The following is a 22,559-nucleotide window of genomic DNA, read 5'->3' on the forward strand; positions in this document are numbered from 1 at the left end:
CCGCTCAGCCCTGTTAGACTCAAGCGCGGGCCTGAGCACGCTGGAATTCGCCCGGCGCCATACCCAGATGGCGACGGAACGCCGCGCAAAACGCGCTCAGGGACTGATAGCCTACCAGTAACGCGGTCTCTCCGACCGCCGCGCCGCCGCTGAGCAGGCGCACGGCCTCCAGCAGCCTGGCCTGTCCCAGCCAATTGCCGAACGATACCCCGGTTTCCCTGGAGAACGCCCGGGTCAGGCTGGCGCGGGAAAACCCATGCGCGGCCGCCAGCTCATCCAACAGCCATCCCCGCCCCAAATCCGCCAGCACCCGCCGGCACAGCGCGCGCAAGCGGCGCTCGGCCGGCAAAGGCAGTTGCTGCGGCAAGGGCGCCAGTTGCAGCAGCTCGTCGACGATCACCCCGGCCAGCCGTTGCCGGCGGCCATGCCACGGCTCCGCCTCGTAGCTCAGCTGCCTCTCCAGCAGCAAACCCATCATGCCGCCGGCCGGCACCACTCTCGCCTCGGCGGGCAGATCCGGGTAGGCGGCGCTGTCGGCATAGGCCGTCACGCCATCCAGCTCCGCCAGCGGTTCGGCGCTGTGCGCCATGCCGGCGGGAATCCAGCCGACCTGCCCCGCCGCCATCAGCCAGCGCATGGTCTCGCTCTGGCACAGCATCGCGCCGCGGCGCAGATAGATCAGCTGGCCCACCTCGTGCACGTGGCTGGCGACCCCGCCGCGCGACACTCCTTGCACCGCCAGACAGCGAAACGGCAGATTGACGGTATCCATGATTGATCCGATTAAGACAATAATTGATACTTTGCCGCTAACGCATCAAACCGTAAAGCTCCTACAGTGTCGTCATCCACCATCGGCGCGCCGCGCCGCCTCAGGAGACTGCACCATGAGCTCTTCCCTCCGAGCCCCCGACAACCTCGCCATTGTCCGCGGCATGTTCGCCGAGCTGATCGAAGCCGGCCGCGTCGACGACGACAGCATCGCCCGCTACATGGCCCCCGGCTACCGCCAGCGCGTCGACGGCCGCGAACTGGACCTCTCCGGCCTCAAGCGCCATTTGCGCGCGCTGCGCGAAGTCGTGGAGAAAATGGAAGTGCACTTCCTCGCCGTGGCCCAGGATCTCGACTGCGTGCTGACCCACCACCAGGTGCGCGTCGCCAAGAAGGACGGCAGCGCCGCCCGCTTCCAGGTACAGGCCCACATCACGCTGCGCGACGGCAGGATCATCGCCTGCGACGAGCTGACCCGCCAGCTGGAAGGCCCGGCCGCCGACCATGACCTCGGCTCGCGCCACTGAAACTCAAGGGGCTTGACGCGGCGCGCGGCCCCGTGTTTTGATGAAAGCATGAAAACCGCACCCGCATTCGCAATCCGATTTTGGTGGTGGCGCCTCTCCTAGGCGGCGCCGGCGAACGCATATGCAATAAAAACCCGGAGGCTGCCGACAAGGCGCACCGGGTTTGTTTTTAGCCTCACCTCCCCCCAGTCCGCCCTGCCGGTCTCCTCATTCCAACAGTGGAGATCGAAATGAATCTGGACAACATCAGCTCGCAAGACATCATCCTCACCGGCGACCGCACCACCGGTCAGCTGCATCTGGGCCATTACGTCGGTTCGCTGCGCAACCGCGTGATCCTGCAAAACCGCTGCGTGCAGTTCCTGCTGTTGGCCGACGCCCAAGCGCTGACCGACAATATGGGCAACTACCTGAAGGTGCGCGACAACGTGCTGCAGGTGGCGCTGGACTATCTGGCCGTCGGCATCGATCCGGCCAAGAGCACCATCTTCATCCAGAGCCTGGTGCCGGAACTGACCGAGCTGGCGTCCTACTATCTGAACCTGGTGACGGTGGCGCGGCTGGAGCGCAATCCCACGATCAAGGACGAGATCAAGCAGCGCGGCTACGAACGCGACATCCCAGCCGGCTTCCTCACCTACCCGGCCGCCCAGGCCGCCGACATCACCGCCTTCAAGGCCACCATCGTGCCGGTCGGCGACGACCAGATCCCGATGATCGAACAGACCAACGAGATCGTCCGCCGCTTCAACGCCAGCGTCGAACGGCCGGTGCTGGTGGAGACCCGCGCCGTGGTGCCGGAGGTGGGCGCCCGCCTGCCCGGCATAGACGGCAAGGCCAAGATGTCCAAATCGCTGGGCAACACCATCACGCTATCCGCCACGCCCGACGACATCCGCCAGGCGGTGAAAATGATGTACACCGACCCCAACCACCTGCGGGTGGCCGACCCGGGCCAGGTGGAAGGCAATGTGGTCTTCACCTATCTGGACGCCTTCCATCCCGACCAGACGCTGGTGGCGGAGCTGAAAGCCCAATACCAGCGCGGCGGTCTGGGCGACACCGTGATCAAGAAGCATCTGGAAGACTGCCTGCAGGAGATGCTGGCGCCGATCCGCGAACGCCGCGAGCGCTACGCCCAGGACCCGGCCGCGGTGCTGGAAATGCTGAAGACCGGCACCCGCCGCGCCCGCGACGTCGCCGCCCGCACGCTGTCCGAAGTGAAGGCCGCGATGGGCCTCAACTACTACTGACGCGCCGCAGGCTGGCGCGCTTCAGGGCTTAGCCAGCCGCTCATGCGCATGCGCCGATTCCGCGCTTTCAAGGAGACCATGAATGGACAGCGTTTTTCAATGCCAGGACCTGGCTGAAGTCAGGGAACAGATAGACCGCGTCGACCGCTCGCTGGTGGCGCTGATCGCCGAGCGCGGCATCTACGTGCGCCAGGCGGCCGCGTTCAAGCACAGCCGGGAAGAAGTGGAAGGCGGCAAGCGGGTGGACCAGGTGATGCGCCGCGTGGAGCGGCTAGCCGGCGAACTGGGTGCCGATCCGGCGCTGACCGCGGCGGTCTACCGCACGATGATAGAGTACTTCGTCGCCGACGAGATGGCCGCTTTCCGCGGCCGGGCCGCCGGAGATTGAGGCGGCGGGCGGCTTTGCCTACAATCGTCGCACCCAGTGACCCAGCCCGGCCGCTCCAGGCGGCCGGCCCACGCCGGAGAAAACCGATGAAACAAGCCGCCCTGCTGCTGCTCGCCTGCCTGTCCCTGCCGGCCCTGGCCGAAGAGGTGGGCGAAGTGTCCACCACCTTCAAGCTGCTCAGCCCCAACGACAAGGTAGTGGTGGAAGCCTTTGACGATCCCTCGGTGCAGGGCGTCGCCTGTTACGTGTCGCGCGCCAAGACGGGCGGCTACAAGGGCGCGATGGGATTGGCCAAAGATCCGTCCCGCTTCTCCGTCGCCTGCCGCCAGGTGGGCGCGATCCGCTTCAACAAGCCGATTCCGCCGCAGGAGCAGGTATTCAAGGAGGGCGCGTCCTTCGTGTTCAAGCACGTGCGCGTGGTGCGCATCGTCGACCCCAAGCGCAATGTGTTGACCTATCTCACCTACTCGGACAAGCTGGTGGACGGCAGCCCGGACAACGCGATCACCGCGGTGGCGGTGCTGGACCAGAAGATTCCGCTCAAGAAATAAACATCACAAGCCATTGAAAAAGATCATGTTTTTTAACATGACAACCATCATTCCATGGCCACTTCGGCGCGCCAGCCATCGAAACCGACCTCCACGCCGGGCGGACAGCGCTCGCTGAGATCAAGGTATTCCAGCTTGTGGGTCATGTGGATCAGCACCGTGCGGCGCGCGGCGATGCGTCCCGCCCATTCGAAAGCCTGGTCCACGCACAGGTGGGATGGATAGGGATCCTGGTTCAGGCAATCGAGGAACAGCAGCTCCAGCCCTTCCAGCAGGGGCAGGCTGCTATCGGGGATGTGGGACAGGTCGGTCAGCCAGGCCACGTCGCCGATGCGCCAGCCCAGACAGGGCCAGCTGCCATGCAGCAGGGGAATGGGCGTCAGCTCTACGCCCTGGTGTTGGAACGGGCCATTGACCACTTCCGGCAACAGCACCGGCTTGTCCCACATCTTGGACGGCGGCTGCAGCGCGTAGCCGAAGCGCTCGCGGATGTTCGAGATAGTGAAATCGTTGCCATACAGCGAGATCGGCCCCTTCTTGAGGTAACAGAAGGCGCGCAGGTCGTCGATGCCGTTCAGGTGGTCGGCGTGCGGATGGGTGTACAGCACCGCGTCCAGCCGACTCACGCCCTCGCGCAGCGCCTGCTGGCGCAGATCCGGCCCGGTATCGATCAGGAAACCGAGCTCTCCCACCCGCACATAGGCGCTGGCACGGGTGCGCTTGTTGCGGACGTCGTCCGAGCGGCAGGTGGGACAGCCGCAGCCTATCGCCGGCGTGCCGGAGCTGGAGCCGCAGCCCAGAATGGTGACTTCTAGCGTATTCACGACTCTCCTTGCTTGATCACTGGCACGGCTGCGCCCGCGCCGCGGGCACGGCGACGGAGCCGCCTTCGCAAACCGGCTGGCCGCCCGGGCCCATCGCGCAGCTTCCGCCCGGCTGCGCCGCGCACTGCGGCGCGCCGTCCGGCCCCAGCACGCACAGGCCGGGCCCGGCGTAAAAGCCGCCCCGGGCGCGAACCACGCCGCCGCCCGGATAGGGCGAGCAGAACAGATTGCCGAATTCGTCGGACACGCAGGCGCCGGCGCCGCAGTAGGGCTGGCCCTGGTGCAGCACCGCCTGGCCACCCGGCGGCGCGCAGTAGCTGCGCCCGCCCAGGCTGACGCAATTGGCCAGCGCCGGCAGCGCGATCAGCCATCCGATCAAAACCAATGCGGGCAGCCGCATATTCCTCTCCGTTTCAGCCCGCCGCCTTGGCGAACAGGCGGAAGAAATTGTCCGTGGTGGCCTGCGCCACCTCCTCGAACGGGATGCCGCGCAGCTCGGCGATGAACTCCGCCACATGGCGCACATAGGCCGGCTCGTTGGTCTTGCCGCGGAACGGCACCGGCGCGAGATAGGGCGAATCGGTTTCGATCAGCATCCGGTCCAGCGGCACCTTCTGCGCCACCTCCTGCACCTGCTTGGCGTTCTTGAAGGTCACCACGCCGGAGAAAGAGATGTAGAAGCCCAACGCCAGCGCGGCCTCGGCCACTTCCCAGGTTTCCGTGAAGCAGTGCATCACGCCGGCGCATTGCTCGGCATGCTCTTCCCGCATGATGCGGATGGTGTCCTCGGCGGATTCCCGGGTATGGATCACCAGCGGCAGGCCGACGCGCCGGGCGGCGCGGATATGGGTGCGGAAGCGCTGATGCTGCCAATCAAGATCGCCCTTGCACCAGTGGTAGTCGAGGCCGGTCTCGCCGATGCCGACCACGCGCGGATGGGCGGCCAGCTCGACCAGTTCGTCCTCGCTGTATTCCTCGGCCTCCGGGTCATCCGGGTGCACGCCGACGGTGGCGTACAGATTGGGATGCGCCTCGGCCAGGGCCAGCACTTGCGGGTACTTGGGGCGGCTGACGCCGATCACCAGCGCGTGCGTCACCTGGTTCTGGCGCATATTGGCCAGCACATCGGGCATGCGCTCGGCGAGGTCGGGAAAATTGATGTGGCAGTGGGAATCGATCAACATGGTCGGTGGGCAGAAAAACGTGAATCCGGTCCACAGGATATCACGTCCGCTACCCGGACCTCACATGGTATGGGTGGGACGGCTGGAGTTGAGCACGCCGCCCAGCAGCGTCTCTATCTTGTCCTTGGCCTGCTTGCCGGCCTCGCCGGAAACGAACTCCACGCCCACGCCCTGCACCCGGCTGTTGTTGGCGCCGCCCGGCGTGATCCACACCACCTTGGCCTGCACCGCGATGCGCTGGGGATCCTCCATCAGCGTCAGCAGCAGGAACACCTCCTCGCCCAGCTGCATTTCCTTGTTGGTGGGAATGAAAATGCCGCCGTTGCGCAGAAAAGGCATGTAGGCGGCGAACAGCGCGCTGCGCTCCTTGATATGCAGCGACAGCACGCCGGGGCGATTGGGATTGTTCAGATCCGGCTTGGCGGCATCCATTCAGGCCCCTTTTGCTCAGCCGGCCTTGCCGCCGGCAAAGATCTTCAGGTAATCCATCAACACCGCCTCCAGTTGCAAGCGGATGTTCAAGGTGTGCTGGGAGAACGGCGCCAGCGCGGTCAACGCCTGCTGGCAGGCCATCAACAAGACGACGTCGCAGCGCGGCGCCAGCGCGGCAAGCGCCCTCTCCTGATCTGGATAATAGCGGACCCGGCCGGCAAGGCACAGCGCGGCCAGATCATGCAGCCATTTCTGCATCCAGGCCAGCGGCTGCGCCAAAGACAGCTGCTTGTTCTTGTCGATCAGCTCCGCCAGTTGCAGCATGCCGGCGAAGCTGGGCTGGCCCAGGCCGCGGACGAACTGGGCGCGCAGCGCGGCGAGATCGGGGTCGTGGTCGAACAGCGGCGCGCCGCCGTTGTGCGCCAGCTCAGCCTCGGCGCCGGCGACGCCCTGCTCCTTCAGCCAGGCCAGCGCGGCCGGCTCCGACGGGCGGGTCAGCGCGAACTGGCGGCAGCGGCTGCGGATGGTGGGCAGCAAGCGCTGCGGCGCGTGCGACACCAGCAGGAACAGCACGGCCTCCGGCGGCTCCTCCAGTATCTTCAGCAAGGCGTTGGCGGCGGCCAGGTTCAGGTTCTCGGCCGGCTCCACCAGAATCACCCGCCGGCCGGCGCGGTGCGCGGTCAGATGGGCGAAATCGATCACCTCGCGCACCGCCTCGATCTTGATCTGCGGCAGCTTGCGGGTGGTCTTGGCCTCCTTGCCCTCTTCCTCCTCGTCGGCGAACGGCGACAGGCGGCGGAAGTCCGGATGGGTGCCGCTGGCGAACCAGCGGCAACCCTGGCATTGGCCGCAGGGTTGATGGTTGGCCACGGGGCTCTCGCACAGCAGCGACAGCGACAGGTGTTCGGCGAAGGCCAGCTTGCCGATGCCGGCGCCGCCGGTGAACAGCCAGGCGCCCGGCATGCGTTCGCGCTCGGCGGAGAGCCGCGCCCAGTCATCGCTCTGCCACGGGTACAACATCAACCGCGCTCCAGCAGGCGTTGCAGATGGACGGCGATGTCGGCCTGGATGTCGGCGATGCCGCGGCCGGCGTCCAGCACGACGATGCGCTGCGGCGCCTCCTCGGCCCGGCGCAGGTAAGCCGCTCTCACGCGGCGATGGAAATCGGCGGCCTCCTGCTCGAAACGGTCCGGCACCCGGGTGCCGGCCATGCGCCCGGCGGCCACTTCAGTCGGCAAATCGAACAGCAAGGTCAGGTCCGGCTGCAGGCCGCGCTGCACCCAGTCCTCCAGCGCGCGGATGCGTTCGAACGGCACGCCGCGGCCGCCGCCCTGGAAAGCGTAGGTGGAGTCGGTGAAGCGGTCGGACACCAGCCAGCGGCCGGCGGCCAGCGCCGGCTCTATCACTTCGGCGATGTGCTGCTGGCGCGCGGCGAAGGCGAGCAGCGCCTCGGCATCCAGCGAAGCCACGGTGCCGGGATCCAGCAGCAGGTCGCGTATCTTTTCCGACAGCGGCGTGCCGCCCGGCTCGCGGGTGAACGCGGCGTCGACATCGTGTCCGGACAACCAGTCGCGGATGAAGGATAGGTGGGTGCTCTTGCCCGCGCCGTCTATGCCCTCCAGCGTGATGAAACGGCCGCGTCGGACCTGCTGCGTGCTCATTGCTGGCCTTTCTTCAGAATGTATTTGCGCACCGCCTGGTTGTGCTGCTCCAGGGTGCTGGAAAACTCGGAGCTGCCGTCGCCGCGGGCGACGAAGTACAGCGCGTCGGTTTCGGCCGGCTGGGCCGCCGCGTACAGCGCGGCCTTGCCCGGCATCGAGATCGGCGTCGGCGTCAGGCCGGCGCGGGTATAGGTATTGTAAGGCGTATCGCGGCGCAGGTCGGCCTTGGCGATATTGCCCTGATAGCTGGCGCCCATGCCGTAGATCACCGAGGGATCGGTCTGCAGCCGCATGCCCTTCTTCAAACGATTGACGAACACCGCCGCCACCATAGACCGGTCCGCCTCGCTGGAGGTTTCCTTCTCGATCAGGCTGGCCATGGTCAGCAGCTCGTACGGCGAGGCGTAGGGCAGATCGGGCTTGCGCGCCGCCCAGGCGGCATCGAGATTCTGCCGCATCATGGCATAGGCCTGGCGATACAAGTCCAGATCGGACGTGCCCGGCGTGAACAGATAGGTGCTGGGGAAGAACAGGCCCTCGGGGCTGGCGTCTCCCAGGCCGATGCGCTGCATCAGATCGACATCGCTCAGCTTCCGCGCGTCGTGGCGGATGTCCGGATTGCGCTCCACCGCCTGGCGCACCTGGCGGAAGGTCCAGCCTTCGATCGTAGTCAGGCTCGCCTCGTCCGGGTGCCCCTGCACCAGCCGATCGAGCACCTCGAGCATGGACTGGCTGCCGTCCAGCCGGTACAGGCCGGCCTTCACCTTGCGGTCCGAGCCGGTGAGCCTGGCCAGCGCGACCATCAGCTGGCCGTCGCGTATCGCGCCATCCTTCGCCAGCGAATGGGCGATCTGCTTCATCGTGCGATTGGGGCCGACCAGCAGCTTGTAGCCGCCCGCCGGCATCTCGACCGGCAGCAGCAGCGCCCAGGCCAGCCACCCCGCCGCGCACAGCAGCAGCAACAACAGAACGCGGGAAATTTTCTTCATTTAACGCTTCGCAAATCCAGATGTGACGGCCGCCGCGGCGACGAAGGCGGAATCATACCAGCAAGCGAGGCTGTCCGACATGACAGCTTGTACTGGCCACAAGCCCGGTCGTTTGCGCCAAATCAATAGTCATTTGCCGGTTTTTGCCTATTTTTCAGCCTAGACAACCGGCCTCGCGCCGGGCGCTCCTTCACTTTATTCAACAAGATACGGCCAGGGTAGAACAAACGATGAAACCCTTCTTCAATCTCGGATGCGCGCTGGTCGCCTGGAACGAACTGTGCCGGGTGGCCCGTGGTGGCGGCGGCGACACGCAAACCGCCCGCCCCGGCTTCTGCCAGGGCAGGCACAACCGCCAGTTCGTCTACGCCGAGTCCCCCCGGCTGCTCACCCCTTATCACGGCCTGCTGCTGGAGCCGCTGTGGCTGCTCGACACCCGCCGCGACGGACGCTGGCAACTGGTGGCCACCGCGCTCGGACACAGCCTCAATCTTCGCCTGCAGACGCTGTTGCGCGCCTGGATGCCGGCCATTCCCCAGGTGGCGGAGCCGGCGCCCGGCATCGTCAGGCTGCGGCTGGTGGTTCCCGGAGTCGACGCCGGGCCGACCCCCGGCCGGCCGATAGACGGCCAATCGCCGCTGATCCGCGGCATCGCGCCCTACCTGGAGCAGGTGGCCAGCGTCGCGCAGTTCGAGGACTCGCGCGACGGCCGCCTGCTGGGCGGCGTGGTCAATCTGCAAAGCGCGGCGCCCCACTCCGCCGGCGTCCGCGGGGAAGACTGGCAAGACCTGCTAGGCTGTGACTGGCAACAGTTGCTCCAGTTCAAGATCGCCGGCCGGGCGGCTGGCTAGCCGCCGGCCTTTGGCAGCATAATGGGCGGATGATCCTGTCCCTGGAGTCCGCCATGCCGCGCCTGCGCCTTGCCCTGCTGTGCCTGCTTCTCTCCCCACTCGCCCTCGCCGACACCGTCAATGTCGCCGTCGCCAGCAATTTCCAGCAGACCCTGGACAAGATAGCCAAATCTTTCAAAACCGCCACCGGGCACGACATCAAGGCCAGCGCCGGCGCGTCCGGCAAGCTGGCCGCGCAAATCCGCCAGGGCGCGCCGTTCGAGGTGTTCCTGTCCGCCGACGACGAGCGCCCGACCGAGCTGGCCAAGGCCGGCGTGGGCCAGGCTTCCAGCCAGTTCACCTATGCTTACGGCCAGCTGGCCCTGTGGAGCAAGCAGCGCGACGATGCCGGCGAAGCGGCGCTGCGCCAGGGCAATTTCGCCAAGCTGGCCGTCGCCAACCCGGCCACCGCGCCCTACGGCCGCGCCGCGATGGAAACGCTGGCCGCGCTGAAGCTGGAAACGGCGGTGAAACCCAAGCTGCTGACCGGCGACAACATCGGCCAAACCATGCAGTTCGCCGATGTCGGCGGCGCCGACTTCGCCTTCGTCGCCTATTCCCAATTGCTGGAGCAAGGCATACACAGCCGCTACTGGCTGGTGCCTGAAAAACTGCATCAGCCGATCCGCCAGGACGCGCTGCTGATCAAGCCCACCCCGGCCGCGACCGCGCTGATGGCCTTCCTCAAAGGCGAGCAGGCGCGCGCGCTGATGGCCCAGGCCGGCTATCGCTTCAAACCGTGAGTCCCCAGGACTGGAGCGCGATCGCGCTGACATTGCGCCTGGCCAGCATCAGCACCCTGCTGCTGCTGGCCCTGTGCATCCCCTGCGCCTGGTGGCTGGCCCATAGCCGCTCCCGGCTGCGCCCCTTCATGGAGGCCGGCGCCATGCTGCCGCTGGTGCTGCCGCCGACGGTGCTGGGCTTCTATCTGCTGCTGGCTTTCGGGCCGCACGGCCCGGTCGGCAAGCTGACCTCCTCGCTGGGCCTGCCCGGCCTCGCCTTCACCTTTCCCGGCGTGGTGCTCGCCTCCATCCTGTACTCGCTGCCCTTCGTGCTGCAGCCGCTGCTCGCCAGCTTCCGCGCGGTAAGACAGGAAGAGCTGGAAAGCGCGCTCTTGCTGGGCGCAGGCCGCTGGCAGCGGATGCGCCACGTGATCCTGCCATCCTGCCGCAGCGGCCTGTTGAGCGCGGCCTGCCTGGGCTTCGCGCATACGGTGGGAGAATTCGGCGTGGTGCTGATGATAGGCGGCAATATCGACGGCGAAACGCGCGTGATATCGATCGCGCTGTACAATCAAGTGGAGCAGGCCAACTATGGCGCGGCCCACCAGCTGGCGCTGATGTTGCTGCTGTTTTCACTGGCGGCGTTGAGCGCCGTTTATTGGCTGAACGCCAGACAAAAACAATCGGAATGACATCCGCCCGCGCCGCGGGCCTTCACTGGAGACCAATCATCATGCGCAAATCCGTGCTGATCGCCGTACTCGCCCTGTTCAGCGCCAATCTGGCGCTGGCCGACGCCGCCTGCGACGCCAAGGCCGCCGAAAAGAAACTGGCCGGCGCCGCCAAGCAAAGCTTCCTGAAGAAGTGCGAAAAAGACAGCGCCGCCGCCCAGGCCAGCTGTGACGCCAAAGCCGCGGAGAAAAAGCTGGCCGGCGCCGCCAAACAGAGTTTCGCCAAAAAGTGCGTGAAGGACGCGATGGCCAAGTAAGCGGCCCTCCTCCCGCCACACGGCATGCCGCCTCGCGCATGCCGTTTTTCATGTCTCGTCCGCGCCAAACCGGACATACAAACACACAACAAAGCCCCAGAAAAACGCTGAATAAGCAATGACTTGGACAATGTAGTCTACACTTGAACAAGATGTGGCTTGCGAGTGTTGGCAATGAACTCCCTGTCCGGATACAACTCCTCTTTCTCGTCTTTCGACAGCTTGCTGCCAAACTTGAGCAGTTTGTTGTCGAGCGGCTTGTTGCTGGGCTCCTCCAGCGCCGCCAGCCAGAGCAGCGCCAGCAGCGCCCCCACCGACCCCATCCAGGCTGAGTTGTCCACGCTGGGCCAGCTGATGTCCGTTCTCGACACCTTCCAAAGCAGCCTGCAGCAGATTTACGCGCCGTCGATACAATTCGGCGGCGGCACCGCCACCAGCAGCAATCCCGCCGTGGCCAGCGTCAGCACCTCCACCGGCGCGCAGAACGCCAGCTACCTGCTCAATGTCTCCCAACTCGCCCAAGCGCAAAGCGCGACGACCAGCTTTACGCTGCCGGACTCCAGCAGCACCTCGGTCGGCACCGGCAGCCTGACCATCACCACCGGCAGCTACGCCTACACCAGCTCGACTTCGGCCACCAGCTTCACCGCCAACGATACCCCGGTGACCATCAGCATCAGCAACGGCACCCTGTCCGGCATCGCCAGCGCGATCAACGGCGCCGGGGCCGGCGTGGTGGCCAATGTGGTGCAGAACTCCTCCGGCGCCTATCAGTTGCAGATCAGCCAGGCCAGCACCGGCGCCAGCAACAACTTCAAGATCACCGTCAGCGACAACGACGGCAACAACACCGACCAGAGCGGCCTGTCCCGGCTGGCCTTCGATCAGACCCAGGCGGTGGGCAGCGGCCAGAACCTGACCCAAAGCCAGGCCGCGCTGAACGCCAGCTACACCGTCAACGGCACCTCCGGCTCCAACGCCAGCAATTTTGGCATTCAGCTGGGCAGCGGCGTGTCGGCCAATCTGCTGGCGACCGGCAGCAGCAATATCTCGGTCAATGTCGATTTCGGCCAGCTCAACACCAATGCCCAGTCGCTGGCCAGCGCCTTCAATACCGCCCAGGGATCCATCAACAGCCTGCTGGGCAATCAGGTGCTGCCGAGCAATGACCCGATCGCCGCCATGCTGCCGCTGATGCTGAACCAGCAGGTGCAGAACAGCTATAGCAACGGCAGTTCGCTGATGACCATGCTGAGCCAGGTCGGCCTCAGCTACCAGAGTCCGTCGCAATACGGCTTGGGCGGCACGCTGAGCCTGAATGTCAACTCACTGCAAGCGGCGTACAACAGCGACTCCAGCGGCACGGCCAACCTGCTGTACACGGCGGCGCAATCGTTGAACTCGCTGGCCAACAGCTACACCTCGCAGGGCAGCGGCTCGCTGGTCAATGAAACCCGCGCGCTGCAGACCCAGCAGCGCACCCAGCAATTGGTGATCAACACCCCGCAAACGCCCAATACCTTCCCATTCAATCTGCAGAACCTGCTCAGCTACCCGTCCAGCAACAGCATGCTGTCCGCCCAGCAGATCAGCGGCCTCGCCATGTACGCGCTGGTGTACTCGATAGGCGCGCCGTACGCGCTGAACGCGCTGCTGGTGGGCCAGGGACTGGGCCTGTCGTCCGCCGGCTTCTCCGCCACCGCCTGAACCGCTCCCCCCTTAGTTTTGCCCTTCTCGGCGTTTGCCGGTAAAATTCATCGGATGATTGGATGTTTAAACGGATTACGATGAATATTACCGCCGCGAAACGCTCGCTGGTCGACATCGCCGTCGACAATCTGGGCCTGCAACTGGAACAAGGCCGCTGGCCGGTGGGCAGCCGCATCCCCACCGAGCCGGAACTGGCCGACGAGCTGGGCATCAGCCGCAACACCGTGCGCGAGGCGGTGCGGGTGCTGCTGTACGCCGGGCTGCTGGAAGTGCGCCAGGGCGACGGCACCTATGTGCGGGCCATCGTCAATCCGGGCGAGGCGATGCGCGCGATCAGCCGCTCCAGCCTGCGCGAGCACCTGGAAGTGCGCTGCCTGCTGGAGGAAAGCGCCGCGCGGCTGGCCGCCGAGCGCGCCGGCGGCGCCGACATCGCCCGCATCGCCGCCACGCTGGAAGGATTGCGGCCGCAGGACGGCGAAACGCCGGAAAGCTACGCCGAGCGCGACCTCGCCTTCCATGTCGCCATCGCCGACGCCAGCGGCAACCAGGCGCTGGCCGGCCTCTACCACTTTTTCTCGCGCGCGGTGCGGCAGAGCGTCCAGGACTCGATCCGCGACGAAGCGCTGCCCGACCCGGACCTGGCCGCCCACGCCGCCATCTTCGACGCGATCCGGCAGGGCCGGCCGGACGAAGCCGGCCAAGCCGCCGCCGCCATCACCCGCCCGCTGCTGGCCACGCTGGACCGGCTGCTGGACAAGCAACAATAAGAAGGAAGCACGATGCAAGAAAATACGGGTCGGCCCCAAGCGATCGCCGACGAACTGTTGATCGATGACGACACCCCCTCCGCCATGCCGCAAACCGGCAGCCGCAAACGCGCGCTGCTGTTGTTGCTGGGGCTGGTGCTGGTGGGGCTCAATCTGCGGCCGGCGCTGTCCAGCCTGGCGCCGGTGCTGGCCATGGTCAGCGCCGATACCGGCCTCAGCCCGGCCATGGCCGGCCTGCTGACCACGCTGCCGGTGGCCTGCCTAGGCATCTTCGGTCCGCTGGCGCCGCACCTGGCCCGCCGCCTGGGCAGCGAAAAAACCATCGCGGTCGTCCTGCTGGCGCTGGCCGCCGGCATCCTGCTGCGCACCCAACTGGGCTTGTTCGGCCTGTTCGCCGGCTCGGCGCTGGCCGGCGCCGCCATCGGCGTGATCGGCGTGCTGCTGCCCGGCATCGTCAAACGCGACTTCGCCAGCCGGGCCGGCCTGATGACCGGCGTCTACACCATGGCGCTGTGCCTGGGCGCGGCGCTGGCCGCGGGCTTCACCGTGCCGGTGGCAGAGCACTTCAGCCATGACTGGCGGCCCGCGCTGGCCTTGTGGGCCTTGCCGGCGGCGCTGGCGCTGGCCGTCTGGTGGCCGCAGCTGAACACCCGCCACGCCGCCGGCCGCGGCCAGTGGCGGGTCAGCGGCCTGCTGCGCGACCCGCTGGCCTGGCAGGTGACGCTGTTCATGGGCCTGCAGTCGTCGCTGGCCTACATCGTGTTCGGCTGGCTGCCCTCCATCCTGATGGACCGCGGCCTGACCGCGATGCAGGGCGGACTGATGCTGTCGCTGTCCACCATGGTTCAGGTGCCGGCATCCCTGCTGGTGCCGATCCTGGCCCACCGCTGCCGCAATCAGCGTCCGCCGATCGCCATCACGCTGCTGGCGGTGATCGCCGGCCTGCTGGGCATGCTGTACGCGCCCACCGACAGCCTGATCCTGTGGGCGGTGCTGCTCGGCTTCGGCCAGGGCGGCCTGTTCAGCACCGCGCTGAGCCTGCTGGCGCACCGTTCGCCCGACCAGCACGTGGCGGCCAGCCTGTCCGGCATGGCGCAGGGCATAGGCTATATGCTGGCCTCGATGGGCCCGTTCGCCGTCGGCCTGATCCGCGGCCACAGCCATGAGGCCTGGCCGCTGGCGCTGCTGTTCAGCCTGATCGCCGCCGCCGCCTTCTGCGTCGGCATGCTGGCCGGCCGCAAGCGGCTGGTCGGCGTCAAGGCCGAACCGGTCTGATCCCAGCCTTCCCATGACAAAGCCCCGCCGTTTCGGCGGGGCTTTTTCTCATCCAGCCAAACGACTTACCTGGGCCGGGCGATGATGCCGTAGCGCGCCTGCAGCGCCGGCAAGGTTTCGGTCGCCAGAGGCAGCCCGGCCTCGCCCACCTGCAGCACGGCGGGCAGCGACGCCGCGTCGCCGTCCCAGTCCGGCAGCGCCTCCTCCAGCACCGCGGCCAGGTCGCGGTCGTCCACCGCGGCCAGCTCGCCGCCGATCTCCAGCAGCAGCATGCCGTCCGGCGTCAGCCAGGCCGCGCGCGCCGGCACGTCGTCGTCGTAGGGCACGGTGCTCCAGCCCTTGGGCGTGCGCCGCGCCGCCAGGGGAGCGGCGTCCAGCTGCACATACACTTTTTGCGGGCCGTTCTGCACATAGCAGCGGCCCTGGCCGTCTCGGCTGTAATTGCGGTTGAAGAACTCCACCATCCCCTCATGCTGCAGCCTAGCGTCCTTGATCCACCACTGGCCCCGGGCGTCCAGCCGCAGCCAGCCGAACACCGCCGGCACGTTCGGCCACTTGGCCAGCGCCGCCAACACCATTTCGTCCATCGCTTCTCCTTCCGCGGGTTCGTCCCGCTTGTTCCGCCGCTAGCCTATGGCGCGCAGCACCCTCAGCGGCGGCGTTCTCGTCACCTTGCCCACCAGCGGCCAGCCAGCCAGCGTCACCACCAGCACCCCGCCGGCCATCCCCAGCGGCAGCAGCCACCAGTTGAGCAGCAGAGGCAGGGAAAACAGTTTCACCGCCGCCAGCACGCCGATGCCCATCGCCCCCAGCGCCGCCAGCAGGCCGGACACCGCGCCCAGCCACACCAGCTCGGCCAGCACCACGCTGCGCACCTGCCTGCGCGACGCGCCCAGCGCCCGCATCAAACCCACGTCGGCCAGCCGCTCGTCGCGGGTGGCGGTCAGCGACGCCCACAGCACCAGCACCCCGGCCGCCAGCGCCAGCAGGAACATCGCCTCGATCGCGCGCGTCAGCTTGTCCACCATCGCCCTGACCTCGGCCAAGATGCTGCCCACGTCTATCACCGTCAGATTGGGGAAGCGCTCCACCAGTTGGTTGGCGAAGGCCTCGTCCGCCGGCTCCAGGCGGAAGCTGGTGATCCAGCTGGCCGGCTGCCGGCTGAACTGGCCCGGCGTGCCGATCACGAAGAAATTGACGCGGAAGCTGTCCCAGGGCACTTCGCGCAAGCTGGTCACCTTGGCGCGGTAGGCAGTGCCGGCCAGGTCGAAGGCCAGCGTGTCGCCCAGCTTGATGCCCAGGAGATTGGCCAGGCCCTTCTCCACCGAGAATTGCGGCTTCACCCGCTTGCCCTCGTCCCACCACTTGCCGGACACCACCTGATTGCCCGGCGGCGGCTCGGCGCGCCAGGACAGGTTGAACTCGCGCTCGGCCAGGCGCCGCGCCTGCTCGTTGTCATAGCTTGCCGGACGCACCGGCTGCTCGTTGATGGCGATCAGCCGGGCGCGCACCATCGGCGCGAGCTCGGGCTGCGGCCGCCCGGCCGCGGCGAACGCGTCGCGCACGCCGTCCAGCTGGTTGCCCTGGATGTTGATCACGAACTTGTTCGGCGCGTCGGCCGGCACGCTGCGCTGCCAGGCGCCGATCAGGTCGTCGCGCACCACGGTCAGCGTAAGCAGCGCCATCAGCCCCACCGACAGCGAGGCGATCTGCAGCACCGCCAGCCAGCGCCTTCGCGCCAGATTGGCGATGCCGAAGCGCCAGCCCACCTTGCCGCCGCGCGGCAGCCGGCGCAACAACAGCACCAGGCCCAGCGCCAGCGCGCCGGACACGCCGAGAAAACCCAGCATCGCCGCCAGCAGCCAGCCGGCCAACGACCACTCGCCCACCTGCCACGAAGCCAGGCCCAGCAACGTGGCCAGCGCCAGCACCGGCGCGATCACGCCCTGACGCGTCGGCGGCAGTTCGTTGCGCAGCACCGCCGCCGGCGACACGTCGCGTATGCCCATCAGGGGCGGCAGCGCCAGGCCGGCCAGCAGCAGCTGCGCCGCCAACGGGCCTATCAGCCAGGGCTGCCAGCCCGGATCGGGCAGAATCTCGCCGACATAGCCGCTGAACAGCCGCATCAGCCCCAGTTGCACGCCGAAGCCGGCCAGCGTGCCGATCAGTCCGGCCAGCAGCCCCACCAGCGCGAACAGGCCGACGAACAGCCCCCATACCTCGCCGGAGCCCAGGCCCAGGCAACGCAGCACCGCCACCTGCTGCCAATGGCGCTGCAGGTAGCGGCGCACCACCAGCGCCACCGCCGAAGCGGCCAGCGCCACAGTCAGCATCGCGGTCAGGCCGAGAAAGCGCCGCGCGCGCTCCAGGCCGGTGCGGATTTCCGGCCGCATCTCTTCCACGTTTTCCAGCCTGGCGCCCTTGGGCTTGTGCGCGCGCAGCCAGGCGCGGAAATCGGCGATTTGGCGGTCCTCGCCGGCGAACAGCAAGCGCCAGCGGATGCGGCTGCCTTCCTGCACCAGGCCCGTGGCCGGCAGGTCGGCGCTGTTGAACATCAGCCGCGGCACGAAATTGTAGATGTCCATGCTGCCGTCCGGCTCGCGGACGATGACGCCGGCCAGCTTCAACTGGGCGTTGCCGACGCCGATCTCGTCGCCCAGCTTCAGCTTGAGCCGGCTGATCAGCCTGGCGTCGGCCCAAGCGGTGCCGGGCGCCGGCTGCAGCTGGCCGCTTTTCTCGCCGCCGTCGGTCAACCGCACCGTGGTCTCGCCGCGCAGCGGATAGCCCGAGCTCACCGCCTTGTACTGCGCCAGCGTCGCCTGTCCGCCGGCGAACACCATGGACGGGAAGGTGATGTTGTCGGCGGTCTGCAGGCCGCGGCGCTTCGCCTCGGCCCGCACCGCGTCCGGAGCCGTCTCGTTGCCGGAGAGCACCAGGTCGGCCGCCAGCAGCTGGGTGGCCTGGGTGGTCAGCGCCTTTTCCACCCGGTCGGAGAAAAAGGCGACGCTGCTCATCGCCGCCACCGCCACCAGCAGCGCCAGGCCGAGGATGGTCAGCTCCCCCGCCGCCAGCTCGCGGCGGATGAAGCGGGAAACGAAACGGAAACGTCCAAACATGGTCATTCGGCTCGCGCTCCGTTCAGCTTGCCGTCCACCAGCCGGTAGATGGCGTCGCAGCGGCTGGCCAGCTCGTTGTCGTGGGTGACCAATACCAGCGCCGTGCCCTGCTCGGCGTTCAGCTGGAACAGCAGGTCTATGATCTGGCGGCCGGTGTGCGGATCGAGATTGCCGGTCGGCTCGTCGGCGAACAACAAGCCGGGGTGGATGACGAAGGCGCGCGCCAGCGCCACCCGCTGCTGTTCGCCGCCGGACAGGTGGCGCGGATAATGGCCAAGCCGCGCCGCCAGCCCCACGCGCTCCAGCATCCGCTCCGCCGCTTCGCGCGCGTCGTTGCGCCCGGCCAGCTCCAGTGGCAGCATGACGTTCTCCAGCGCGGTCAATTGCGGCAAGAGCTGGAAGTTCTGGAACACGAAACCCACCTTGTCGCGCCTGAGCAGCGCGCGGGCGTCTTCGTTCAGCCGCGACAGCGGCTTGCCGAACAGCGCCACCTCGCCGTCGCTGGGGTGGTCGAGGCCGGCCAGCAGCGACAGCAGCGTGGACTTGCCCGAGCCCGAGGTGCCGACGATGGCCACGCTCTCGCCGGAATACAGGGTCAACGACGCGCTGCGCAGGATGTGCAGCACGTCGCCGCGGAAATGCACTTGTTTCGCCAACTCGCTGGCGGCCAATACCGCCTTCTTTTTCTCAGGATGGTTCATGCGTTCTATCGTCTGCAAAATGCTGTTCCCCTTGTTGCTGCTGTGGCAGCTGCCCGCCTTCGCCGCCACGGTGCTGGTGTTCGGCGACAGCCTGTCGGCCGGCTACGGCCTGGCGCCGGGCCAGGGCTGGGCGGCGCTGCTGGCGCGCGATCTCGCGCCACGGCACCAGGTCGTCAACGCCAGCGTCTCCGGCGAAACCAGCGCCGGCGGCCTGGCCAGGCTGCCCGACGCGCTCGCCCGCCATCGGCCCGACGTGCTGGTGCTGGAGCTGGGCGCCAACGACGGCCTGCGCGGCCTGCCGATGGCCGAGATGCGGCGCAACCTGCAGCGGATGATAGATCTGGCCCAGGCCCGCAAGGCCAAGGTGCTGCTGGTGGGCATGGCGCTGCCACCCAACTATGGCCCTCGCTACGGCGCCGAGTTCCGCGCCGTTTATGACGATTTGGCCCGGCGCAATCGCCTGGCCTACGTGCCGCTGCTGGTCGAGGGCTTCGCCGGCGATCTGAGCGCCTTCCAGCCTGACGGCCTGCATCCCCGCGCGGAGAAGCAGGCCACCATGATGCGCACGGTCAAGGCAAAACTACCAGTGAAATAATGCAACAAAGCCATTGACTGGTTATTGTTTTAAATAGAAGAATAAGCATATCGCATAACCATACGACGATCCGCCAATCTGCTTCCGCCGCGCAGCCGGAACCAGACCGAACGGCCGTTGCCGCGCCATGCCCCAATCCCCCTTGCTCAGCCGTATCACCCGCCCCTACCGCGGCCTGCCGCCCAGCGTCTACATCCAGGTCGTCTGCAGCTTCATCAACAACGTAGGCGGCATTTCCAAGCTGTTCCTGCCGCTCTATCTGCGCGAGAACTACCACCTGCCCTATAGCCAGATCGGCATGCTGATGGCCTTCTACGGCGCCGGCATGCTGGCCGGCTCGCTGAAGGGCGGCAGCCTGAGCGACCGCTTCGACAGCCGCGCGCTGGGCGTGCTGGCCCTGGCCGTGTCCGGCCTGTGCATGGCCGCGCTGGCGTCGCAGATTCCGGTATGGCTGTTCATGCCGCTGCTGGTGCTGTCGGGCATGGCGGACGGCGGCTTCCGGCCGATCAACCAGCGGCTGGCGCTGGAACCCTGTACCCCGCAGCAGCGCCCGGTCGCCCAAGGCATGATGCGGGTGGCGTTCAATCTGGGCGTCGCCATCGCCGGCATCACCAGCGGCTTCCTCGCCGCCTACGGCTACCAGTGGGTGTACGCGGCCAACGCCGCCGGCACGTTGCTTGGCACCTGCTGGATGGCCTGGTCCTACAGCCGCCAGCGGGAAGATACCCGGCCGCAGCGTCGACAGGCCGGCAACGAAGGCCCGCTGGCCGGTCCCTGGCGCGACGCCAGCTTTTTGCGGACCATCTTCGCGCTGGTGCTGGTCACGCTGGCCTTCGACCAGATGTATGTGACGCTGGCGCTGTTCCTGCGCGAGCACTACCAGCTGGGTCCGCAATGGGTGGGCTATCTGTTCACCATCAACGGCCTGATGGTGGTGGCGCTGCAGATCCCGGTCAGCCGCCGCATCCTGCGCTGGGGGCTGGCGCGCAGCACCCAGCTGGGCGTGCTGCTGACCGGCTGCTCCTTCCTGTGGCTGAACGCCGGCCACGGCGCGCAGTGGGCGGTGCTGATGATGGTGACGCTGACCTTTGGCGAGCTGCTGCTGTCGCCCAGCTACGCGCAGCTGGTGATGCATCGCTCGGAGGGCCGCCTGCGCGGCAGCTATCTGGGGCTTTACAACGCCGCCTGGAACGGCCGGACGCTGGTGGCGCCGGCGCTGGGCACCGCGCTGTACGGCCAGCTGGGCGGCGCGGCGCTGTGGTGGCTGTGCGCGCTGGCCGCCTGCCTGAGCGTGGCCATCCAGCACGGCGCGCTGAAAACCATGCTCTCCCCCGCGGCGGCAAGCCGCTAGGCGGCTCGCGCCCCGGCCTCGCGCGGGGTGGCCGATAAAACAACACCCCGCCGGCTTGCGCGGGCGGGGTGCGGAACGGAATCCGGATCAGTCGCGGATTACAGGTCCTTGGCGTTCTCGGCCAGGTAGGAAGCCACGCCTTCAGCGGACGGCTTCATGCCCTTCTTGCCCTTGTTCCAGCCAGCCGGGCACACTTCGCCGTGCTCTTCGGTGAATTGCAGCGCGTCGACCATGCGCAGCATTTCGTCGACGTTGCGGCCCAGCGGCAGGTTGTTCACCACTTGGTGCTGCACCACGCCGGACTTGTCGATCAGGAAGGAGCCGCGGAAAGCGACGCCGCCGTCGGCTTCAACGTCGTAGGCCTTGCACAGGTCGTGCTGGATGTCGCCGACCAGGGTGTAGCCGACTTGGCCGATGCCGCCCTTTTCCACCGGGGTGTTGCGCCATGCGGCGTGGCTGAACTGGCTGTCGATGGACACGCCGATCACTTCCACGTTCTTGGCCTTGAAGTCAGCCAGGCGGTGGTCGAAGGCGATCAATTCGGACGGGCAGACGAAGGTGAAATCCAGCGGGTAGAAGAACACCACGGCGTACTTGCCGGCGGTGGCTTGCTTGAAGGAGTAGTTGTCTACGATCTCGCCATTGCCCAGCACGGCGGAGAAAGTCTTTTCACCAGCGAAGAACGGGGCTTGCTTGCCAACGAGTACGGCCATTTGGATCTCCTTGAAAGTCTTGGTATGACAACGCGTCCCTGATCGGGCATCGGGAAACGTCGGGGGAATGCGAGGCTTTATAAAACAACCGCGTCGAACCGGCCAATTGTAATTCCATATGATGGCAATTAAGTTTCGCAATGCCATCGAATCCAGCAGGCCGCAAACCCTATGTGGGGACGATCGCGGCCGATTCAAGCGTCGAAGGACAAGGCCGGGGGCTCGTCCCGGCCCCGCCCTCCAGCTCGCCGTGCTGCAAAATCCGCTCCCGCAGCCACGCCAGTCCGGGGTCGCCGTCGATGCGGGCATGCCAGATCAAGGCGTAGGCGTAGCTGTCGATCTCGAATGGCAGTTCGAACGCCAGCAAGCCGAATCGTTCCCGCAATCCGCTCCCCAGCCTGGAGGGCAGGCTCATCAGCAGATCCGTGCCCTCCAGCGCGCTCAGGCTGCCGATGAAGCCAGTCGCATGCAGCGCGATATCCCGCCTGCGGCCCAGCCGCTCCAGCGCTCGGTCCACCAAGCCCTGGTTTTCCTTCAGAAAAGTCGCGTCGACATGTCCGCAGGATAGATAGTCGTCCAGATCCAGCGAACCGCCCCTCGCCTTTCCCGACAGCGGATGGTCGCGGTGCATCACGCCGATGAAGCGCTCGCGGAACAACTCCCGGTAGTGGAACCCCGCTCCCGGCGGTGTCCATCCCCAGAAACTCAGATCCAGCTCTCCCGACTCCAGCTGCGACAACACCTTGTCGCCGACCGGCTGCAGGGAAAGCCTGACGCCCCTCGCCTCGCGCCGCAGCCCGCGCAGCAAAGGCGGCAACAGCGTCGCCTCGGTGTAGTCGCTCACCGCCAGGCGGAAACTGCGGCTGGCGGTGGCCGGGTCGAAAACCGGCGGCTGCAGGATGGCGCAGACGCGGGCCAGCACATCGTTCACCGGCGCCACCAGCTGCTCGGCCCGCGCGGTCAGCACGAATCCCTCCTTGCCGCGGATGAACAGCGCGTCGTTCAGCAATTGGCGCAAGCGCCCCAAGGCATGGCTGACCGCCGGCTGGCTCAAGGCCAGTTGCTTGGCGGCCCGCGTCACCGAGCGCGTTTCAGCCAGCGTCGAGAACAGCACCAGCAGGTTCAAGTCCTCGCGCAGAAGATGCATCAAA

26 protein-coding genes are annotated in these 22,559 nt (G+C 67.0%); 13 read left to right on the plus strand and 13 right to left on the minus strand.

What is annotated here, in order from left to right; all coding sequences use genetic code 11:
• Nucleotides 1-19: 19 nt before the first annotated feature.
• Entirely contained in the window at nt 20-772 is a 753-nt protein-coding gene (locus tag ACX17K_RS08645) for an AraC family transcriptional regulator (RefSeq protein WP_493774470.1), read from the minus strand.
• 115 nt (nt 773-887) lie between these two features.
• Between ACX17K_RS08645 and ACX17K_RS08650 the strand changes: the two genes are divergently transcribed.
• From ACX17K_RS08650 to ACX17K_RS08665, 4 genes are all read left to right on the plus strand, one after another.
• The gene (locus ACX17K_RS08650) at nt 888-1,298 is read left to right on the plus strand and encodes a nuclear transport factor 2 family protein (protein WP_493774471.1); all 411 of its coding nucleotides are present in this window, start codon (nt 888-890) and stop codon (nt 1,296-1,298) included.
• A gap of 230 nt (nt 1,299-1,528) precedes the next feature.
• Entirely contained in the window at nt 1,529-2,551 is a 1,023-nt protein-coding gene (gene trpS / locus ACX17K_RS08655) for a tryptophan--tRNA ligase (RefSeq protein WP_493774472.1), read from the plus strand.
• 82 nt (nt 2,552-2,633) lie between these two features.
• Nucleotides 2,634-2,939: a chorismate mutase gene (locus ACX17K_RS08660; protein ID WP_046155509.1), complete on the plus strand. Its 306-nt coding sequence runs from the start codon at nt 2,634-2,636 to the stop codon at nt 2,937-2,939.
• Between the two features lie 86 nt (nt 2,940-3,025).
• Nucleotides 3,026-3,490, plus strand: coding sequence for a CreA family protein (locus ACX17K_RS08665; protein WP_046155510.1), 465 nt, complete (start codon nt 3,026-3,028; stop codon nt 3,488-3,490).
• Nucleotides 3,491-3,537: 47 nt separating this feature from the next.
• On the opposite strand, the gene ACX17K_RS08670 is transcribed toward ACX17K_RS08665, so the two are convergent.
• The 7 genes from ACX17K_RS08670 to mltG are packed head-to-tail and all read right to left on the minus strand — an operon-like array spanning nt 3,538 to nt 8,580.
• On the minus strand, nt 3,538-4,314 hold the full coding sequence (locus tag ACX17K_RS08670) for an MBL fold metallo-hydrolase (RefSeq protein WP_493774473.1): 777 nt from the start codon (nt 4,312-4,314) through the stop codon (nt 3,538-3,540).
• Between the two features lie 16 nt (nt 4,315-4,330).
• Entirely contained in the window at nt 4,331-4,714 is a 384-nt protein-coding gene (locus ACX17K_RS08675) for a hypothetical protein (RefSeq protein ID WP_493774474.1), read from the minus strand.
• Nucleotides 4,715-4,727: 13 nt separating this feature from the next.
• Nucleotides 4,728-5,498: a TatD family hydrolase gene (locus ACX17K_RS08680; protein ID WP_493774475.1), complete on the minus strand. Its 771-nt coding sequence runs from the start codon at nt 5,496-5,498 to the stop codon at nt 4,728-4,730.
• A gap of 60 nt (nt 5,499-5,558) precedes the next feature.
• On the minus strand, nt 5,559-5,930 hold the full coding sequence (locus ACX17K_RS08685; RefSeq protein WP_021478797.1) for a PilZ domain-containing protein: 372 nt from the start codon (nt 5,928-5,930) through the stop codon (nt 5,559-5,561).
• 15 nt (nt 5,931-5,945) lie between these two features.
• Nucleotides 5,946-6,950 (minus strand): DNA polymerase III subunit delta', encoded by a 1,005-nt coding sequence (locus ACX17K_RS08690; protein ID WP_493774476.1) that lies wholly within the window; start codon nt 6,948-6,950, stop codon nt 5,946-5,948.
• Nucleotides 6,950-7,591 carry a dTMP kinase gene (gene tmk, locus ACX17K_RS08695; RefSeq protein WP_343479927.1) on the minus strand — a complete coding sequence of 214 codons (642 nt, stop codon included), beginning with the start codon at nt 7,589-7,591 and terminating at the stop codon, nt 6,950-6,952. Before tmk ends, ACX17K_RS08690 begins: the two co-directional genes overlap by 1 nt.
• Nucleotides 7,588-8,580, minus strand: coding sequence for an endolytic transglycosylase MltG (gene mltG, locus ACX17K_RS08700; RefSeq protein WP_493774477.1), 993 nt, complete (start codon nt 8,578-8,580; stop codon nt 7,588-7,590). The genes tmk and mltG overlap by 4 nt, the downstream gene beginning before the upstream one ends.
• A gap of 230 nt (nt 8,581-8,810) precedes the next feature.
• Between mltG and ACX17K_RS08705 the strand changes: the two genes are divergently transcribed.
• From ACX17K_RS08705 to ACX17K_RS08735, 7 genes are all read left to right on the plus strand, one after another.
• On the plus strand, nt 8,811-9,431 hold the full coding sequence (locus tag ACX17K_RS08705; RefSeq protein ID WP_493774478.1) for a DUF3313 family protein: 621 nt from the start codon (nt 8,811-8,813) through the stop codon (nt 9,429-9,431).
• Nucleotides 9,432-9,484: 53 nt separating this feature from the next.
• Nucleotides 9,485-10,213, plus strand: coding sequence for a molybdate ABC transporter substrate-binding protein (gene modA / locus ACX17K_RS08710; RefSeq protein ID WP_493774479.1), 729 nt, complete (start codon nt 9,485-9,487; stop codon nt 10,211-10,213).
• Nucleotides 10,210-10,884: a molybdate ABC transporter permease subunit gene (modB, locus tag ACX17K_RS08715; RefSeq protein WP_231151083.1), complete on the plus strand. Its 675-nt coding sequence runs from the start codon at nt 10,210-10,212 to the stop codon at nt 10,882-10,884. The genes modA and modB overlap by 4 nt, the downstream gene beginning before the upstream one ends.
• A gap of 41 nt (nt 10,885-10,925) precedes the next feature.
• The gene (locus tag ACX17K_RS08720; protein ID WP_493774480.1) at nt 10,926-11,180 is read left to right on the plus strand and encodes a hypothetical protein; all 255 of its coding nucleotides are present in this window, start codon (nt 10,926-10,928) and stop codon (nt 11,178-11,180) included.
• Between the two features lie 174 nt (nt 11,181-11,354).
• A complete protein-coding gene (gene fliD, locus ACX17K_RS08725; protein WP_493774481.1) occupies nt 11,355-12,887 on the plus strand; it encodes a flagellar filament capping protein FliD in 1,533 nt (510 codons plus the stop codon).
• A gap of 80 nt (nt 12,888-12,967) precedes the next feature.
• Nucleotides 12,968-13,657 carry a FadR/GntR family transcriptional regulator gene (locus ACX17K_RS08730; protein ID WP_493774482.1) on the plus strand — a complete coding sequence of 230 codons (690 nt, stop codon included), beginning with the start codon at nt 12,968-12,970 and terminating at the stop codon, nt 13,655-13,657.
• Between the two features lie 12 nt (nt 13,658-13,669).
• Complete coding sequence (locus tag ACX17K_RS08735; protein ID WP_493774483.1) at nt 13,670-14,932, plus strand: CynX/NimT family MFS transporter; 1,263 nt, start codon at nt 13,670-13,672, stop codon at nt 14,930-14,932.
• A gap of 65 nt (nt 14,933-14,997) precedes the next feature.
• Here ACX17K_RS08735 and ACX17K_RS08740 read toward each other — a convergent pair whose 3' ends face one another.
• Genes ACX17K_RS08740 through ACX17K_RS08750 form a run of 3 tightly spaced genes read right to left on the minus strand, consistent with a single transcriptional unit; the run spans nt 14,998 to nt 18,749 of the window.
• Nucleotides 14,998-15,519 (minus strand): DUF2946 family protein, encoded by a 522-nt coding sequence (locus tag ACX17K_RS08740; protein WP_493774484.1) that lies wholly within the window; start codon nt 15,517-15,519, stop codon nt 14,998-15,000.
• Nucleotides 15,520-15,558: 39 nt separating this feature from the next.
• The gene (locus ACX17K_RS08745; protein ID WP_493774485.1) at nt 15,559-18,054 is read right to left on the minus strand and encodes an ABC transporter permease; all 2,496 of its coding nucleotides are present in this window, start codon (nt 18,052-18,054) and stop codon (nt 15,559-15,561) included.
• Entirely contained in the window at nt 18,051-18,749 is a 699-nt protein-coding gene (locus ACX17K_RS08750; RefSeq protein ID WP_046166434.1) for an ABC transporter ATP-binding protein, read from the minus strand. The genes ACX17K_RS08745 and ACX17K_RS08750 overlap by 4 nt, the downstream gene beginning before the upstream one ends.
• Here ACX17K_RS08750 and ACX17K_RS08755 point away from each other — a divergent pair.
• A complete protein-coding gene (locus ACX17K_RS08755; RefSeq protein ID WP_493774486.1) occupies nt 18,748-19,344 on the plus strand; it encodes an arylesterase in 597 nt (198 codons plus the stop codon). The genes ACX17K_RS08750 and ACX17K_RS08755 overlap by 2 nt on opposite strands.
• 127 nt (nt 19,345-19,471) lie before the next feature.
• Nucleotides 19,472-20,695, plus strand: coding sequence for an MFS transporter (locus ACX17K_RS08760; RefSeq protein WP_493774487.1), 1,224 nt, complete (start codon nt 19,472-19,474; stop codon nt 20,693-20,695).
• 98 nt (nt 20,696-20,793) lie between these two features.
• On the opposite strand, the gene ACX17K_RS08765 is transcribed toward ACX17K_RS08760, so the two are convergent.
• Together ACX17K_RS08765 and ACX17K_RS08770 are read right to left on the minus strand one after the other, a co-directional pair.
• Nucleotides 20,794-21,408 carry a peroxiredoxin gene (locus ACX17K_RS08765; protein ID WP_231151071.1) on the minus strand — a complete coding sequence of 205 codons (615 nt, stop codon included), beginning with the start codon at nt 21,406-21,408 and terminating at the stop codon, nt 20,794-20,796.
• A gap of 169 nt (nt 21,409-21,577) precedes the next feature.
• Complete coding sequence (locus tag ACX17K_RS08770) at nt 21,578-22,555, minus strand: LysR family transcriptional regulator (protein ID WP_493774488.1); 978 nt, start codon at nt 22,553-22,555, stop codon at nt 21,578-21,580.
• Nucleotides 22,556-22,559 lie beyond the last annotated feature (4 nt).

The organism is Chromobacterium sp. INPA-IVC (genome assembly GCF_059047085.1).

Bases quoted from the DNA above. Each gene is read 5' to 3' on its own strand.
- ACX17K_RS08645 (WP_493774470.1), bottom strand. From the start codon at position 772: ATGGATACCGTCAATCTGCCGTTTCGCTGTCTGGCGGTGCAAGGAGTG.
- ACX17K_RS08650 (WP_493774471.1), top strand. From the start codon at position 888: ATGAGCTCTTCCCTCCGAGCCCCCGACAACCTCGCCATTGTCCGCGGC.
- trpS (WP_493774472.1), top strand. From the start codon at position 1,529: ATGAATCTGGACAACATCAGCTCGCAAGACATCATCCTCACCGGCGAC.
- ACX17K_RS08660 (WP_046155509.1), top strand. From the start codon at position 2,634: ATGGACAGCGTTTTTCAATGCCAGGACCTGGCTGAAGTCAGGGAACAG.
- ACX17K_RS08665 (WP_046155510.1), top strand. From the start codon at position 3,026: ATGAAACAAGCCGCCCTGCTGCTGCTCGCCTGCCTGTCCCTGCCGGCC.
- ACX17K_RS08675 (WP_493774474.1), bottom strand. From the start codon at position 4,714: ATGCGGCTGCCCGCATTGGTTTTGATCGGATGGCTGATCGCGCTGCCG.
- ACX17K_RS08680 (WP_493774475.1), bottom strand. From the start codon at position 5,498: ATGTTGATCGATTCCCACTGCCACATCAATTTTCCCGACCTCGCCGAG.
- ACX17K_RS08685 (WP_021478797.1), bottom strand. From the start codon at position 5,930: ATGGATGCCGCCAAGCCGGATCTGAACAATCCCAATCGCCCCGGCGTG.
- ACX17K_RS08690 (WP_493774476.1), bottom strand. From the start codon at position 6,950: ATGTTGTACCCGTGGCAGAGCGATGACTGGGCGCGGCTCTCCGCCGAG.
- tmk (WP_343479927.1), bottom strand. From the start codon at position 7,591: ATGAGCACGCAGCAGGTCCGACGCGGCCGTTTCATCACGCTGGAGGGC.
- mltG (WP_493774477.1), bottom strand. From the start codon at position 8,580: ATGAAGAAAATTTCCCGCGTTCTGTTGTTGCTGCTGCTGTGCGCGGCG.
- ACX17K_RS08705 (WP_493774478.1), top strand. From the start codon at position 8,811: ATGAAACCCTTCTTCAATCTCGGATGCGCGCTGGTCGCCTGGAACGAA.
- modA (WP_493774479.1), top strand. From the start codon at position 9,485: ATGCCGCGCCTGCGCCTTGCCCTGCTGTGCCTGCTTCTCTCCCCACTC.
- ACX17K_RS08720 (WP_493774480.1), top strand. From the start codon at position 10,926: ATGCGCAAATCCGTGCTGATCGCCGTACTCGCCCTGTTCAGCGCCAAT.
- fliD (WP_493774481.1), top strand. From the start codon at position 11,355: ATGAACTCCCTGTCCGGATACAACTCCTCTTTCTCGTCTTTCGACAGC.
- ACX17K_RS08730 (WP_493774482.1), top strand. From the start codon at position 12,968: ATGAATATTACCGCCGCGAAACGCTCGCTGGTCGACATCGCCGTCGAC.
- ACX17K_RS08735 (WP_493774483.1), top strand. From the start codon at position 13,670: ATGCAAGAAAATACGGGTCGGCCCCAAGCGATCGCCGACGAACTGTTG.
- ACX17K_RS08740 (WP_493774484.1), bottom strand. From the start codon at position 15,519: ATGGACGAAATGGTGTTGGCGGCGCTGGCCAAGTGGCCGAACGTGCCG.
- ACX17K_RS08745 (WP_493774485.1), bottom strand. From the start codon at position 18,054: ATGACCATGTTTGGACGTTTCCGTTTCGTTTCCCGCTTCATCCGCCGC.
- ACX17K_RS08755 (WP_493774486.1), top strand. From the start codon at position 18,748: ATGCGTTCTATCGTCTGCAAAATGCTGTTCCCCTTGTTGCTGCTGTGG.
- ACX17K_RS08750 (WP_046166434.1), bottom strand. From the start codon at position 18,749: ATGAACCATCCTGAGAAAAAGAAGGCGGTATTGGCCGCCAGCGAGTTG.
- ACX17K_RS08760 (WP_493774487.1), top strand. From the start codon at position 19,472: ATGCCCCAATCCCCCTTGCTCAGCCGTATCACCCGCCCCTACCGCGGC.
- ACX17K_RS08765 (WP_231151071.1), bottom strand. From the start codon at position 21,408: ATGGCCGTACTCGTTGGCAAGCAAGCCCCGTTCTTCGCTGGTGAAAAG.
- ACX17K_RS08770 (WP_493774488.1), bottom strand. From the start codon at position 22,555: ATGCATCTTCTGCGCGAGGACTTGAACCTGCTGGTGCTGTTCTCGACG.